This is a genomic window from Streptomyces sp. NPDC046876, from assembly GCF_040645035.1.
Taxonomy (GTDB): domain Bacteria; phylum Actinomycetota; class Actinomycetes; order Streptomycetales; family Streptomycetaceae; genus Streptomyces.
The window spans coordinates 126,497-140,937 of the sequence record NZ_JBEYXK010000006.1 but is presented as its reverse complement, the minus strand read 5'-3'; the positions used below and the strand labels follow the sequence as shown (position 1 = coordinate 140,937).

Here is a 14,441-nt window from a genome sequence, read left to right as displayed (position 1 = left end):
GCGAGAGAAGCGATGCTCCAGGCCATCGGACTCACCAGCAGACCCCGTCGAGACCTCCCGCCCCTCGTGGACGACCTCACCTTCGAGGCCCGCCCCGGAACCGTCACCGCCCTCCTGGGCGAGCCGGGTTCGGGCAAGACCACCGCGCTGCGGCTGATGCTGGAGCTCGAACCGGGGCGCGGCGTCACCTACTTCCGCGGTCGCCCGCTGCACCGGATCCCGCATCCCGGCCGTGAGGTCGGCGTACTGCTCGGCGACGTCCCCGGCAACCCGGCGCGGACCGTCCGCGGCCAGCTGCGGATGCTCTGTGCGGCCGCCGGAGTGCCGACCTCCCGCGCCGACACCCTGCTGGAGGTCGTCGGCATCGGCGGCCTGCGCGACCAGCGGCTCGGCTCGCTCTCGCTCGGCATGGACCGGCGGTTGGCGCTCGCCGCGGCGCTGCTCGCCGACCCGTGCACCCTGCTCCTCGACGAGCCCGCCGCCGGCCTGTCGGCCCGGGACCGCGGCTGGCTGCAGGGGCTGCTGCGCGGGCATGCCGAGCTCGGCGGGGCGGTGCTCTTCACCACCGACGACGCGAAGGAGGCCGCCCGCAGCGCCGACCGGGTCGTCAGCATCGCCGGGGGCCGGCTGGTCGCCGACCAGGACGTCGCCGAGTTCGCCCGGACCCGGTTGCGGCCGCGCGTCGCCGTGCACACCCCGCACGCGGCACGGCTGGCCGACGTGCTGGGCCGCGAGGCCCGGGACAGCCGGCGCACGGTGGAGATCGTCGAGGAGAGCGGCACCCGGCTCTGCGTGTACGGCAGCAGCTGCGCCGAGATCGGCGAAGCGGCCTTCCGGCACGGCGTGCTGGTCCACCAGCTCGCCGACGAGACGGGCGACGCCCGGGTGGCACCCCCCGTCGCGGCCCCGGTCCCCCAGGCCCGCACCGGCCTCGGCGCAGCCCCCGCCACTGCCGAGCCCGCAGCCAGGACGGCAACCGCGGCGGCCGCCGCACCGGGCGCCGACCCCGGCTCCCGCACCGGGGCGACGGCCGTCGGCCCAGGCGCCCGTACGCCCGAGCCCCGCGATCCCGACCCCGCCGGGGCGGTGGCCGCTGGGCTCCGGGGCGGTGCCGGTACCGGGGCTGCGGTCGGGGTCGGGGTTGGGGTCGGGGCCGGCGTCCCGGAGGAAGCCGCCGCCGGTGTCGGGGACGGGCCGACGGCCGCCGCGGGCGGCCCGGGGCAGTGGGTCGGGCCGCGACCCGGACGGGTTGTGCGGCGGGTGGGCGGGCCGTTGCGGCCGCTGCGCTACGAGCTGCTGCGCGTCTTCGGGACCGCCGCGCCGGCCCTGACCGCCGGCCTGGTCGTCGCCGTGTCCGTGCTGGTCGCCCTCGTGCTCGCCCGGGTCGGCCAGGTCCCGCGCGGACGGGTGCTCGCCGCCTGGCCGGATCTGCTGCCCCTGCCGCCCGCGGCCCTCGGCGCGGGGCTGCTCGGCGCGCTGGCCTTCGGCGAGGAGTACCGCTACCCCGCCCTGGCCGCCGCCCGCGGGACCGTGCCGCGCCGCCTCGGCCTGCTCGCCGCCAAGCTCGCGGTCGCTGCGGGCCTCGCCCTGGCCCTGGGCGCCCTCACCGTGGCCGTCGACGCCGCCGCCCTCCTGCTCGTCTTCGGCCGCGGCCCCGTCCCGCTGCACGCCTCCGCGCAGTGGATCTCCCCGGCGGTCGGCTGGGCGGGCCTGCTCGTCGGGTGCGCCTGGGCCGGGGTCCTCGCCTCCGGCGCCTTCCGGTCCGCGGTCGCGGGCCTGGCCGCGGTGCTGGCCGTACCGCTGGGGGTGGTGCCGCTCGTACGCAAGGTGCTGGAGGGGCCGTCCGCGTATCCCGTGGCCGGGCTCGCGGCGCGGCTGCGACGGCTGGCCTGGGCGCAGTGGCCGCCGGAGGTGGACCACTTCGTGGCCGGGGCCCTGCGGGTGCTGGCCCAACCCGTCGGCACGGCACTGGTGTTGTCTCTGATGGTCTTGTTGTGCGCCTATGGGTTCACCGGACTGCGCAACCGCGTCCGTTGGTGACCGGTTCGGTGCCGGATCGCACCGCAACGGGACAGAACCCGCCTGCGTCACGTGAACGGGACCACAACTCCCCGTAAAAGGCCCGGTTCTTTACGATAAGTCGTCAATTGCGCAGGTGGCACCTATCACCCTTTCGTGTGCTTTTCACCAAAGACCTCAAGGGTGATGGAGGCGCGGCCGACAAAGGATTCGTGAGTACCCTTGCGCACACCATGATGACCGCCGCCCGCCATGCCGACTCAGGCCTCGTCGGGCCGGGCGAACTAGACCGCTACCCCTACGCGGAGGCCCCCGGGGCCGACCGCGTCGGGGCGCCCCACTGGGACGGCGCCGACGTCGAGTTGAGCCGGGTCGGCCGGCGTGCGGCCGGCAGCCGCGGCCGCGGCCTGCACGGCCAACTCGTCCAGCAGCTCGGCCAGATGATCGTCTCCGGCGACCTCGGGGCGGACCGCCCGCTGGTCCCGGAGGAGATCGGCCAGCGCTTCGAGGTCTCCCGGACCGTGGTCCGCGAATCGCTGCGCGTCCTCGAGGCCAAGGGCCTCGTCAGCGCCCGCCCCAACGTCGGCACCCGCGTCCGCCCGGTCGCCGACTGGAACCTCCTCGACCCCGACATCATCGAGTGGCGGGCCTTCGGCCCCCAGCGCGAGGACCAGCGCCGCGAGCTCAACGAGCTCCGCTGGACCATCGAGCCCCTCGCGGCCCGCCTCGCCGCGGGCCACGGCCGCGCGGACGTCCAGCAGCGCCTCGCCGACATGGTCGAGATCATGGGCCACGCCCTCGGCCAGGGCGACACGATCACCTTCGCGCGCGCCGACAACGAGTTCCACGCGCTCCTGATCCAGGTCGCGGGCAACCGCATGCTGGAGCACCTCTCGGGCATCGTCTCCGCCGCGCTCCAGGTCTCCGGCAGCACCACGACCACCTGCGACCGCCCGAGCGAGACCTGCGTCGCGCACCACGCCCGGATCGTCGAGGCCCTGGCCTCGGGCGACGCCACGGGGGCCGAGAACGCCATGCGCCAGCTGCTGACGGTGCACCCGGAGGTCGAGCGCGTGGTCCCCGCCCCGCGCGAGCACTGACGCGGACACGGGACGGGCACACGGACGCAGGCGGAGAGGGACTCGCACACGTCGCCGGACCCGGCCGGGTCCGGCGACACCGGCGTGGGCAACCCGTTCGGCGGCTCTTGCGCCGACCGTTCCGCCGGCCGCTGCGGCAGCTCTCCCGGAAGCCCGTTCGGCCATGATTCCGGCTGCGTACCAGGTGTCCCACCTGGCGTCCCACCTGCGCACAAGCCCCCGCAGACGGCACCGAGGCCCCCGGGGTGTGATTCGGGCCACGAAGAATTGCGCGTAACGCTCTGCGAGGTCACGCGATGACCTAGAGAGGTGATGGCCGACGGAGGGAAGACAGCAGCCCTTGCGGGTGCTGTGTAGCTCCCCGGCCCCTGCCCGCGCCCCGGCCCACCCCAGTCGGTGGTCGTCGGCTCCGGTCCAGCACCACCCGGCCCGGGGTCGGAACCCGTTTCCATCGTTCCGAGAGGTTGTTCGTGTCGGCCAGCACATCCCGTACGCTCCCGCCGGAGATCGCCGATTCCGAGTCTGTGATGGCGCTCATCGAGCGGGGCAAGGCCGAGGGGCAGATCGCCGGCGATGACGTGCGTCGGGCCTTCGAGGCTGACCAGATTCCTGCGACCCAGTGGAAGAATGTTCTGCGCAGCCTCAACCAGATCCTCGAGGAAGAGGGTGTGACGCTGATGGTCAGTGCCGCGGAGTCGCCCAAGCGCACCCCCCGCAAGAGCGTCGCAGCGAAGACCCCTGCCAAGCGGACGGCCACGAAAACCGTCGCGGCGAAGACGACGGCTGCGCGGACCGTCGCCGCCGCGGCACCGGCGGCCGAGACGGTGGACCCGGAGCCCGCGGACGCCCTCGCCCAGGAGCCCGGAGCCGAGCCCGCTGCGAAGAAGGCGACGGCGAAGAAGACGGCGGCGAAGAAGGCCGCGCCCGCCAAGAAGGCCGCGGCGAAGAAGACGGCGGCGAAGAAGGCCGCACCCAAGAAGGACGCCGACGAGGCCGGCGAGGAGGAGCTCCTCGAGGAGGGCCCCGCCGAGGTCAAGGGCGAGGGGGAGGAAGAGGAGGACAGCGGCGAGAACAAGGGCTTCGTCATCTCCGACGACGAGGACGACGCCCCCGCCCAGCAGGTCGCCGTTGCCGGCGCCACCGCCGACCCCGTCAAGGACTACCTCAAGCAGATCGGCAAGGTCCCCCTGCTCAATGCCGAGCAGGAGGTCGAGCTCGCCAAGCGCATCGAGGCGGGCCTCTTCGCCGAGGACAAGCTGGCCAGCTCCGACAAGCTGGCGCCGAAGCTCAAGCGCGAGCTCGAGATCATCGCCGAGGACGGCCGCCGCGCCAAGAACCACCTGCTGGAGGCGAACCTCCGCCTCGTGGTCTCGCTGGCCAAGCGCTACACGGGCCGCGGCATGCTCTTCCTGGACCTGATCCAGGAGGGCAACCTGGGTCTGATCCGTGCGGTCGAGAAGTTCGACTACACCAAGGGCTACAAGTTCTCCACGTACGCGACCTGGTGGATCCGCCAGGCGATCACCCGGGCCATGGCCGACCAGGCCCGCACCATCCGCATCCCCGTCCACATGGTCGAGGTCATCAACAAGCTCGCCCGCGTGCAGCGCCAGATGCTGCAGGACCTGGGCCGTGAGCCCACCCCGGAGGAGCTGGCCAAGGAACTCGACATGACCCCCGAGAAGGTCATCGAGGTCCAGAAGTACGGCCGCGAGCCGATCTCCCTGCACACCCCGCTCGGCGAGGACGGCGACAGCGAGTTCGGCGACCTGATCGAGGACTCCGAGGCGGTCGTCCCGGCCGACGCCGTCAGCTTCACGCTGCTGCAGGAGCAGCTGCACTCGGTGCTCGACACGCTGAGCGAGCGCGAGGCCGGCGTGGTCTCGATGCGCTTCGGCCTCACCGACGGCCAGCCCAAGACCCTCGACGAGATCGGCAAGGTCTACGGCGTCACGCGCGAGCGCATCCGCCAGATCGAGTCGAAGACCATGTCGAAGCTGCGCCACCCGTCCCGTTCGCAGGTGCTGCGCGACTACCTGGACTGAACCGGACGACCGGGCGGCACACACGTCGGCCGAGCTGCGCACGTACGGGGCCCGAAGGACCGTGCCTGCGCGCGGGTGCGCCCGGACATGCGGCATCCCACTCTGGGTGGAGTCATGCACACCCGGAGTCAGGAGGCCCGATGCGTCGTCCCTTTTCCCGAGCTCTGGCGGGCGCGCTGGCCCTGGCGGCGGGAGCGGCCGCTGCGCCGCTGGCCCAGGCGCCCAGGGCGGCCGCGGACAGTGTGGTGATCGGCGGGAGGCCGGTGAAGGTGGCCGACAGCCCCTGGGTGGTGGCCCTGGCCAGCCGTGACCGGTTCGGGCGTACCCGGGCCGGACAGTTCTGCGGTGGCGTCGCCGTGGCCCCGACGAAGATCGTGACTGCGGCCCACTGCCTCGGACAGCAGGTGCTGGGCGGTCCCGTCGAATCCGTGCCCGACCTCCGGGTGATCACCGGGCGCACGGAGCTGCTGCGCGAGGCCGAGGGCAGGGAGATCGCGGTGCGCTCGGCCCGCGTGAACCCCGACTACGACCCGCGGAGCAATGCCGGCGACCTGGCCGTGCTGGAGCTCGCCGAAGCCGTACCCGCGCAGCATGTGCTCCCGATGGCGGGGGAGGGGCACCCGGGCTACGTACCGGGCGGCGAGGCGACCGTGTACGGCTGGGGCGACACGAGCGGGTTCGGCGACTACGCCACCGCGCTGCGCGCCGCGCGCGTGACCGTGCTGGCGGACGAGGTGTGCCTGCGGGCGTACCCGGGGGACGCGGACGGGCAGTACCGGCCGGAGTCCATGGTGTGCGCCGGACACCGCAGCGGCGGGCGGGACGCCTGTCAGGGGGACAGTGGCGGACCGCTGGTCGCGCAGGGGCGGCTGATCGGGCTGGTGTCCTGGGGGCGGGGCTGCGGTCGGGCCGACAGCCCGGGCGTTTACACCCGGATCGCCCCGTTGGCCGACTTCGTCACCGGCCCTGAGAGGGCCTCGCGGCGCGGGGAGGGCCAAAAGGTCGTATGGGATGCCCCCAGGGCCTCCGCAGTGCCTGCAGGGACCGTACGGGGGCATGCGGGGGCGGCGGTCCCAGTCGGCGCAGCGGCGACCGGCGCCGGCACAGGGGCATCGGGGGCCCCGGGTGTCTCCGGCGCCCCGGTGTGGGGTGCCCCGCTCGACCCGGGCGTACGGCGGCGTCACGGCCGCTGGTAACGGATCGCGGATCCGGTGATCGGACCGCGGATATGCGGATATGAGGACGGGCGGCACTCCTGGGTCTCAGAAGCGCCGCCCGTCGACCGGCCTGGCCGGTCCTGGCTCGTCGGATGCGAGGTAGGCCTGTGTCAGCGGTCCTCGGTGTCGGCGTGAGCCGCCGGAGCGGACGTCAGCCGCTCGGTCTCATCCTGTATTTCCGCGGCGATCTTCTTGAGTTCCGGCTCGAACTTACGCCCGTGGTGGGCGCAGAAGAGCAGTTCACCACCGCTCAGCAGGACGACGCGCAGATATGCCTGGGCGCCGCAACGGTCGCATCGGTCAGCGGCCGTCAGCGGGGTCGCGGGTGTCAGAACAGTAGTCACGTCGCCTCTTCTCTAGCTCGACGAGCTGTCGTACCAGGGTCAACATCCAACCAGGCCGAAAACGTTCCCGCTCGCGGCTTTTCCTCGAAACTTCCTTCCGAAGCTGGCCGGCTGCTGCCGGTTGGCGGCGAAGGAGCCGTATTGCGTTGCTTTACGGTTTCGCGTTGTCAGTCGTTCGCTTGTCGCAGTTCCGTCCTCCCCGGCGTGAGTGCCGGTTGTTCATGAGGACGTGCCCGAACCCTAAATGGTTCATGCCTGGAAGGGAACGTGATGTTTGCTTCACCCCCACGGGGGATCGAACATCCGTGCGGATCTGCACTAGGCTGATGGAGGCGCAAGGGTGGCGTTGCATCGGCTCTACCAGGCCTCGGTACCCTTCGACGGGCAACCGAGCCACCCTGCGCCCGACCGGGCCAGAAAAGAAATTCAGCGAGGAGCGAACTGCGTGACCGCCGACACGTCCGTGCCTTCCAACGCGCTGCTGTCCGGAGCAGACCGGGACGGCTCCAACTACACCGCGCGGCACCTGCTCGTCCTCGAAGGCCTCGAGGCCGTCCGCAAGCGTCCCGGCATGTACATCGGGTCGACCGACAGCCGCGGTCTGATGCACTGCCTCTGGGAGATCATCGACAACGCCGTCGACGAGGCCCTGGGCGGCTTCTGCGACCACATCGAGGTGGTCCTCCACGACGACGGCTCCGTCGAGGTCCGCGACAACGGCCGCGGCATCCCCGTCGACGTCGAGCCCAAGACCGGCCTGTCGGGCGTCGAGGTCGTCATGACCAAGCTGCACGCGGGCGGCAAGTTCGGCGGCGGCTCGTACGCGGCCTCCGGCGGTCTGCACGGTGTCGGCGCCTCCGTGGTCAACGCCCTCTCCTCCCGCCTCGACGTCGAGGTCGACCGGAACAGCTCCACGCACGCGATCAGCTTCCGCCGCGGTGTCCCCGGCCTCTTCACCGAGCAGGGCCCGGACAGCCCGTTCGACCCCGCGAGCGGCCTGCGCAAGGTCAAGCGGATCGCCAAGGGCAAGACCGGCACCCGCGTCCGGTACTGGGCCGACCGCCAGATCTTCCTCAAGGACGCCCGGCTCTCGCTGGAGACGCTCTACCAGCGGGCCCGCCAGACCGCCTTCCTCGTCCCCGGCCTGACGATCATCGTCCGCGACGAGCGCGGTATCGACGGCGCCGGCAAGACCGAGGAGACGTTCCGCTTCGACGGCGGCATCAGCGAGTTCTGCGACTACCTCGCCCAGGACAAGGCCGTCTGCGACGTGCTGCGCCTGACCGGCCAGGGCACCTTCAAGGAGACCGTGCCCGTCCTCGACGAGCGGGGGCACATGACCCCCACCGAGGTCACCCGCGACCTCGGCGTGGACATCGCCCTGCGCTGGGGCACGGGGTACGAGACCACCGTCAAGTCCTTCGTGAACATCATCGCCACCCCCAAGGGCGGCACCCACATCACCGGCTTCGAGCGCTCGGTCACCAAGACGGTGAACGAGGTCCTGCGCTCCGCCAAGCTGCTGCGCGTCGCCGAGGACGACGTCGTCAAGGACGACGCCATGGAGGGCCTGACGGCGGTCGTCACCGTCCGGCTCGCCGAGCCGCAGTTCGAGGGCCAGACCAAGGAGGTGCTCGGCACCTCCGCGGCCGCCCGCATCGTCGCGGCCGTCGTCGCCAAGGAGCTCAAGGCCTTCCTGACCTCCACCAAGCGCGACGACAAGCAGCAGGCCCGCGCCGTGATGGAGAAGATCGTCGCGGCCGCCCGGACCCGTATCGCCGCCCGCCAGCACAAGGAGGCGCAGCGCCGCAAGACGGCCCTGGAGTCCTCCTCGCTGCCGGCCAAGCTGGCCGACTGCCGCAGCGACGACGTGGAGCGCAGCGAGCTCTTCATCGTCGAGGGCGACTCGGCCCTCGGTACGGCGAAGCTGGCCCGGAATTCCGAATTCCAGGCGCTGCTGCCGATCCGCGGCAAGATTCTGAACGTCCAGAAGTCGTCGGTCTCGGACATGCTGAAGAACGCCGAGTGCGGCGCGATCATCCAGGTCATAGGGGCCGGATCCGGCCGCACCTTCGACATCGACGCGGCGCGCTACGGGAAGATCGTGCTCCTCGTCGACGCCGATGTCGACGGCGCGCACATCCGCTGCCTGCTGCTGACGCTCTTCCAGCGGTACATGCGCCCGATGGTCGAGGCGGGCCGGGTCTTCGCGGCCGTTCCGCCGCTGCACCGCATCGAACTGGTCCAGCCCAAGAAGGGCCAGGACAAGTACGTCTACACGTATTCGGACAACGAGCTGCGCCAGACCCTGCTCGAATTCCAGCGCAAGAACATCCGCTACAAGGACTCGATCCAGCGCTACAAGGGCCTCGGCGAGATGGACGCGGACCAGCTGGCGGAGACCACCATGGACCCGCGCCACCGCACCCTGCGCCGGATCAACATCGGCGACCTCGAAGCCGCCGAGGGCGTCTTCGACCTGCTCATGGGCAACGAGGTGGCCCCGCGCAAGGAGTTCATCACCAGCTCCGCCGCGACCCTGGACCGCTCGCGCATCGACGCCTGACCGGGCCGGGGCGGTGGCGGCGCACGCACGTGCGGCGCGCGCCGCCCCGGTATCCCGGAGGGGTCGCCTCCCTCACCTGTTGGAGTGAAGACCACCGGGACACCAGTCCGGAAACCGTCCATACCGCACATCCTTGTGGCACGCCGCCAAGGCGGCAGCGGACAAGGAGAGTTCGGTGGACAAGCACGAAGGTCCCGACGCCGGAACGATCCGGCTCGACGACCCCTGGTACGACGCGCTCGCCGTCGGCTGGGGCGAGGGCGAGGACGCGGCCGGGCCGCACCCGGCCGCCTACCGGTCCGCGCCGGGAAGTCCGCCCGGAAAAGCGGCGGGGACTCCGCCCACCCGGGCCGACATCTACCTGGAGGTGCAGCGCAGCGCCGCCTTCCAGGAGGTCCGCAGCCGCTACCGCGGGTTCGTCGTCCCCGCGACCGCCGGTTTCCTGCTCTGGTACGTGGCCTACGTCGTCGCGGCCACCGCGGCGCCCGGCGTGATGGCCCGGCCCGTCGCCGGGGCGGTGAACGTGGCGCTGCTCGCGGGGCTCGGACAGTTCCTCAGCACCTTCCTGCTCACCTGGGCGTACGCCCGGCACGCGCGCCGGCGCCGGGACCGCGCCGCCCTCGACCTGCGGTGGACCGTCTTCGAGCAGGAGCGGGGCCGCGGGAGCGGCACGCGCATCGGGACGGACAACGGGACGGGCCACGGGACGGGGCTCGGGAACGGGGCCGCCGGGGCCGGCGCCGGGGAGGCCGGCCGGTGAGTACCGAGCACCAGAGCCTCGCGCTGGTCCTCTTCAGCGCCGTCATCGCGATCACCCTCGGCATCACCACCTGGGTCAGCCGGAACCGGCACGGCTCGGCCGAGGAGTTCTACGCCGGCGGGAGACTGTTCTCCCCCATGGAGAACGGTTTCGCCATCGCCGGCGACTACATGTCCGCCGCGTCCTTCCTCGGCATCTCCGGTCTGATCGCGCTCTTCGGCTACGACGGCCTGCTGTACTCGGTCGGCTTCCTCGTCGCCTGGCTGGTCGTGCTGTTCCTCGTCGCCGAACTGGTCCGCAACTGCGGGCGCTTCACCCTCGCCGACGTCGTCGCCGCCCGGATGAGCGAGCGGCCCGTCCGGATCGCCGCCGGCACCTCCTCGGTCACCGTCTCGGTGCTGTACCTCGTCGCCCAGATGGTCGGCGCGGGCAGCCTCGTGGGCCTGCTGCTCGGGGACTCGGGCACCGCGGCCCGGACGTTCACCGTCATCGCGGTCGGCGCGCTGATGGTCGTGTACGTGACCTTCGGCGGGATGCGGGCCACGACCTGGATCCAGATCGTGAAGGCCGTGCTCCTCATGGGCGGCGCGGTCACCCTCACCGTGCTCGTGCTGCTGCGCTTCCACGGGGACTTCGACCAGCTGCTGACCAGTGCCGCCGAGCGCAGCGGGCACGGGCAGAAGTTCCTGAGCCCGGGGCTGAAGTACGGCGGGGACTGGACCGCCCGCTTCGACTTCATGAGCCTGGGCCTGGCGCTGGTCCTCGGAACGGCCGGGCTCCCGCACATCCTGTCGCGCTTCTACACCGTGCCGACCGCGCGGGCCGCCCGCCGGTCCGTGGTGTGGGCGATCGCGCTGATCGGCGGCTTCTACCTGATGACGATCGTGCTCGGCTTCGGGGCCGCCGCCCTCGTGGGGCCGGCCGAGGTGCGGGCCTCCAACGCCTCGGGGAACACGGCGGTTCCGCTGCTCGCTGCCTTCCTGGGCGGCGGGGCGGAGTCCACCGGGGGAGCGGTGCTGTTCTCCGTCGTGGCCGCGATCGCCTTCGCCACGATCCTGGCCGTGGTCGCGGGGATCACCCTCGCGTCCTCCGCCTCGGTCGCCCACGACCTGTACGCCTCGCTCAAGCGGCGCCGGGCGCGCGGGCGCAGCGAGGTCGCGGTGGCCCGGGGCGCGGCCGTCGGGATCGGGGCCGTGGCCATCGCGCTCGGGCTGCTGGCCCAGGACCTCAACGTGGCCTTCCTGGTGGGGCTGGCCTTCGCGGTGGCGGCCTCGGCGAACCTGCCCGTGCTGCTCTACTCCCTGTTCTGGCGCGACTTCACCACGCGCGGCGCGGTCTGGGCGGTGTACGGGGGGCTGGTCCCGGCGGTGGTGCTGGTGGTGCTCTCCCCGGTGGTCTCCGGCAGCCCGGACTCCCTCTTCCCGGGGGTGAGCTTCCAGTTCTTCCCGCTGCAGAACCCGGGCTTGGTCTCGATCCCGCTGGGCTTCCTCGCCGGCTGGATGGGCACGGTGACCTCCGCGGAGGAGCCGGACGCGGCCCGGCACGCGGAGACGGAGGTCCGCTCCCTGACGGGGGCCGGGGCCGTCTGAGCGGTGGTCCTCGTCCTGGTCCCGGATCCGCGGGTTGCGGGGGCGGGACGGGACCGGGCCGGGACCGGGCCGGGGCCGGGTGGTTGCGGTCAGGGGTCTTCGGCCGGGAGCCAGGAGTACAGGTGCTCAGGGCGGCCCGTTTCGCCGTAGCGCAGGGACAGGGTGACGCGGCCGGTGCGGTCCAGGAGCTTCAGGTAGCGCTGGGCGGTCTGGCGGCTGATGCCGGCCCGGTCGGCGATCTGCTGGGTGGACAACGGGCCTTCGGCGGAGCGCAGGACGCGGCGGACCAGTTCCGCGGTGGTGGGGGAGTGGCCCTTGGGCAGCTCGTTGGGGGAGCCCGCCGCCGCGAGGGTGCCGAAGATCCGGTCCACCTCTGCCTGTTCGGCCTCGCCGCCCGTCTCCAGGGTGCGGCGCAGGGCCGCGTACGCCTCCAGGCGGGAGCGCAGACCGGGGAAGGTGAACGGCTTGACCAGGTACTGGAGGGCACCGAGGCGCATCGCGGCCTGGACGGTGGCCAGGTCGCGGGCGGCCGTGACCATGATCACGTCGGTGCGGTGGCCGAGCTGGCGCAGCCTTCGGACGAGGTCCAGGCCACTGCCGTCCGGGAGGTAGTGGTCCAGGAGGATCAGGTCCACCGGGCGGGCCGCGAGGAACTCCAGTGCCTCGGCCGCGGAATGGACGTGGCCGGCGACGCGGAAACCGGGAACCTTCGCGACGTACGCCGCGTTGATCAGGGCAACACGCATGTCGTCGTCGACGACCAATACGTGGATCGGGGACTCGCTCATCGCAGGGCCTCCGGGAGTACGACGGAGAACTCCGCCCCTCCGTCCGCTGCCCCGCCGGCCCGGACCGTGCCGCCCTGCCGCTCCGCGAGGCGGCGTACGAGCGCGAGGCCGAGGCCGCGCTCGCGGTGGCCCTGGGGCTGCTTGGTCGACCAGCCCTCGGTGAAGATCTCCTCCCGTCGGGCCTCCGGGACGCCGGGGCCGCTGTCGCGGACGCGGAGGATCGCCGTGCGGCCCTCGCAGCGCAGCTCGACCTCCACCAGGGGCGCGGCCGAGCCGGCCGCCGCGTCCAGGGCGTTGTCCACCAGGTTGCCCGTGATGGTGACGAGGCCGCCGGGGTCGATCAGGCGGTCGGGGAGGAAGGTGGTGTCGGCGAGGCGCAGCGGGACGCCCCGCTCGGCGGCTACGGTCGCCTTGCCCACCAGAAGGGCGGCCAGCAGGGGGTCGCGGACCTTCTCGGTGACTTGTTCGGCGGTGCTGCGGTGGCCGCCGGCCACCTCGGCCACGAACTCCACCGCCTCCTCGTGCAGGCCGAGTTCCAGCAGGCCGAGGAGGGTGTGGAGGCGGTTGGCGTGCTCGTGGTCCTGGGCGCGCAGGGCGTCGATCAGGCCCTGCGTGGAGTCGAGCTCGCGGCGCAGGTGCTCCAGCTCGGTGCGGTCGCGCAGGGTGGCGACGGCGCCGCCGTCCTCGGTCGGCATCCGGTTGGCCACCAGCACCCGGCGGCCCTGGACGGCGAGCAGGTCGCGGCCGGTGACGCGGCCTGTGAGGACGTCGGCGGTGCGCCCGGTGCCGAGGAGGTCGTCGAGGGAGCGGCCGGCGGCGTCCGGGGCAAGGCCGAGCAGGCGGGCGGCCTCGTCGTTGACGAGGCGGACGCGGCCGTCGCCGTCGAGGGCGATCACGCCTTCGCGGATGGAGTGGAGCATCGCCTCGCGCTCGGCGAGCAGTCCGGCGATGTCGGAGAAGGCCAGGTCCCGGGTCTGGCGGTGGATGCGGCGCGAGAGGAGGTAGGCGGCGAGGGCGCCCGCGGCGAGGGCGCCGCCGGCGTAGGCGAGGAGGCCGGGGACGGCGTGGAGCAGGCGGGCGCGGACGCTGTCGTAGGCGATGCCGACGGAGACGGCGCCGACGATCTCGCCGTCGGCGGCGACGAGGGGGACCTTGCCGCGGGCGGAGCGGCCGAGGGTGCCCTGGTCGATCTCCATGACCTCGCGGCCGGCGAGGACGTCGCTCGGGTCGGTGGAGACGGGCCGTCCGATGCGGTCGGGGGCGGGATGCGAGCGGCGGATCCCGTCGAGGTCCATGACGACCACGTACTCCGCGCCGGTGGCCCGGCGGATCCGCTCCGCCGAGGCCTGCACGGGGCTGTCCGCAGTCGGCCCGGAGTCCAGAAGATCGGCGGCCAGCGAGGGGTCGGCCGCGGCGCTCTGGGCGATGGCCAGGGCGCGGCGCATGGCCTGGTCGTCGAGCTGCGCGCCGAGCGGGGCGAGGAACAGGCCCGTGGCCAGCACGGCGACCCCGGCGGCGATGGCCAGCTGGGTCAGCAGGATCTGCGAGACGGCCCGACGGGGCAGCCCGATGCGCGGAGCGCGCAGGGAGGGGAACCGCATGACGAGCAACGGTAGGCCGCCCCCGCCGGAAGCGGAATCCTCACCGGGCCGCCCTGTGGCACAGACTCCGTGCCCGGCTCGCCCGGCTGGGCCCGGCCCCGCGGCATCGACGAGCGGCATCGGAGGGGCGGCGGGGAGCAGAGGAAGCCCTCGTCCGCTGTCCACCCGGGGGCAGGCTCGGGTAGGCACCCCCGCCCGGCAGGGTGCCGGGGCGTCGCGGGTGCGCGGGGCGGGCGCACTCGGCCCGGGCCTGCCCGAGCGGGCCCGGGCGCGGCCCGCGGGCAGGCGTGCGGGTGCCGAGGCCCTTGGTCGGGCCCCCCAGGCAGGGGCTTTTGCACGCCGTACGGCTTGGGCTCAGGCGGACGGGTCCGGCCAGGGGGCCGCGTGACCGTCACCGACGGCACGGGGCGCG

9 protein-coding genes and 1 pseudogene are annotated in these 14,441 nt (G+C 72.9%); 7 read left to right on the top strand and 3 right to left on the bottom strand.

What is annotated here, in order from left to right:
• Nucleotides 1-12 precede the first annotated feature (12 nt).
• From ABZ924_RS06185 to ABZ924_RS06170, 4 genes and pseudogenes are all read left to right on the top strand, one after another.
• Complete coding sequence (locus ABZ924_RS06185) at nucleotides 13-2,040, top strand: ATP-binding cassette domain-containing protein (RefSeq protein ID WP_361904834.1); 2,028 nt, start codon at nucleotides 13-15, stop codon at nucleotides 2,038-2,040.
• Nucleotides 2,041-2,177: 137 nt separating this feature from the next.
• Nucleotides 2,178-3,119 carry a FadR/GntR family transcriptional regulator gene (locus ABZ924_RS06180; RefSeq protein ID WP_361904832.1) on the top strand — a complete coding sequence of 314 codons (942 nt, stop codon included), beginning with the start codon at nucleotides 2,178-2,180 and terminating at the stop codon, nucleotides 3,117-3,119.
• A gap of 470 nt (nucleotides 3,120-3,589) precedes the next feature.
• Nucleotides 3,590-5,164 (top strand): RNA polymerase sigma factor, encoded by a 1,575-nt coding sequence (locus tag ABZ924_RS06175; RefSeq protein WP_361904829.1) that lies wholly within the window; start codon nucleotides 3,590-3,592, stop codon nucleotides 5,162-5,164.
• A 140-nt stretch (nucleotides 5,165-5,304) separates the two neighbouring features.
• Nucleotides 5,305-6,111: pseudogene (locus ABZ924_RS06170) on the top strand (serine protease); the annotation flags it as partial.
• A gap of 380 nt (nucleotides 6,112-6,491) precedes the next feature.
• Here the strand turns inward: ABZ924_RS06170 and ABZ924_RS06165 are convergent.
• Nucleotides 6,492-6,725 carry a hypothetical protein gene (locus tag ABZ924_RS06165; RefSeq protein WP_114054552.1) on the bottom strand — a complete coding sequence of 78 codons (234 nt, stop codon included), beginning with the start codon at nucleotides 6,723-6,725 and terminating at the stop codon, nucleotides 6,492-6,494.
• Between the two features lie 445 nt (nucleotides 6,726-7,170).
• On the opposite strand from ABZ924_RS06165, the gene ABZ924_RS06160 reads away from it, so the two are divergent.
• The 3 genes from ABZ924_RS06160 (at nucleotide 7,171) to ABZ924_RS06150 (ending at nucleotide 11,640) form a co-directional block, all read left to right on the top strand.
• Nucleotides 7,171-9,291, top strand: coding sequence for a DNA topoisomerase IV subunit B (locus ABZ924_RS06160; protein ID WP_361904826.1), 2,121 nt, complete (start codon nucleotides 7,171-7,173; stop codon nucleotides 9,289-9,291).
• Nucleotides 9,292-9,466: 175 nt separating this feature from the next.
• Nucleotides 9,467-10,051 carry a DUF485 domain-containing protein gene (locus ABZ924_RS06155; RefSeq protein WP_361904823.1) on the top strand — a complete coding sequence of 195 codons (585 nt, stop codon included), beginning with the start codon at nucleotides 9,467-9,469 and terminating at the stop codon, nucleotides 10,049-10,051.
• Entirely contained in the window at nucleotides 10,048-11,640 is a 1,593-nt protein-coding gene (locus ABZ924_RS06150) for a cation acetate symporter (RefSeq protein ID WP_361904821.1), read from the top strand. The genes ABZ924_RS06155 and ABZ924_RS06150 overlap by 4 nt, the downstream gene beginning before the upstream one ends.
• 89 nt (nucleotides 11,641-11,729) lie before the next feature.
• Here ABZ924_RS06150 and ABZ924_RS06145 read toward each other — a convergent pair whose 3' ends face one another.
• Both ABZ924_RS06145 and ABZ924_RS06140 read right to left on the bottom strand, forming a co-directional pair.
• Nucleotides 11,730-12,428: a response regulator gene (locus ABZ924_RS06145; RefSeq protein ID WP_361904818.1), complete on the bottom strand. Its 699-nt coding sequence runs from the start codon at nucleotides 12,426-12,428 to the stop codon at nucleotides 11,730-11,732.
• Complete coding sequence (locus ABZ924_RS06140) at nucleotides 12,425-14,029, bottom strand: ATP-binding protein (protein ID WP_361904815.1); 1,605 nt, start codon at nucleotides 14,027-14,029, stop codon at nucleotides 12,425-12,427. Before ABZ924_RS06140 ends, ABZ924_RS06145 begins: the two co-directional genes overlap by 4 nt.
• Nucleotides 14,030-14,441: the final 412 nt, after the last annotated feature.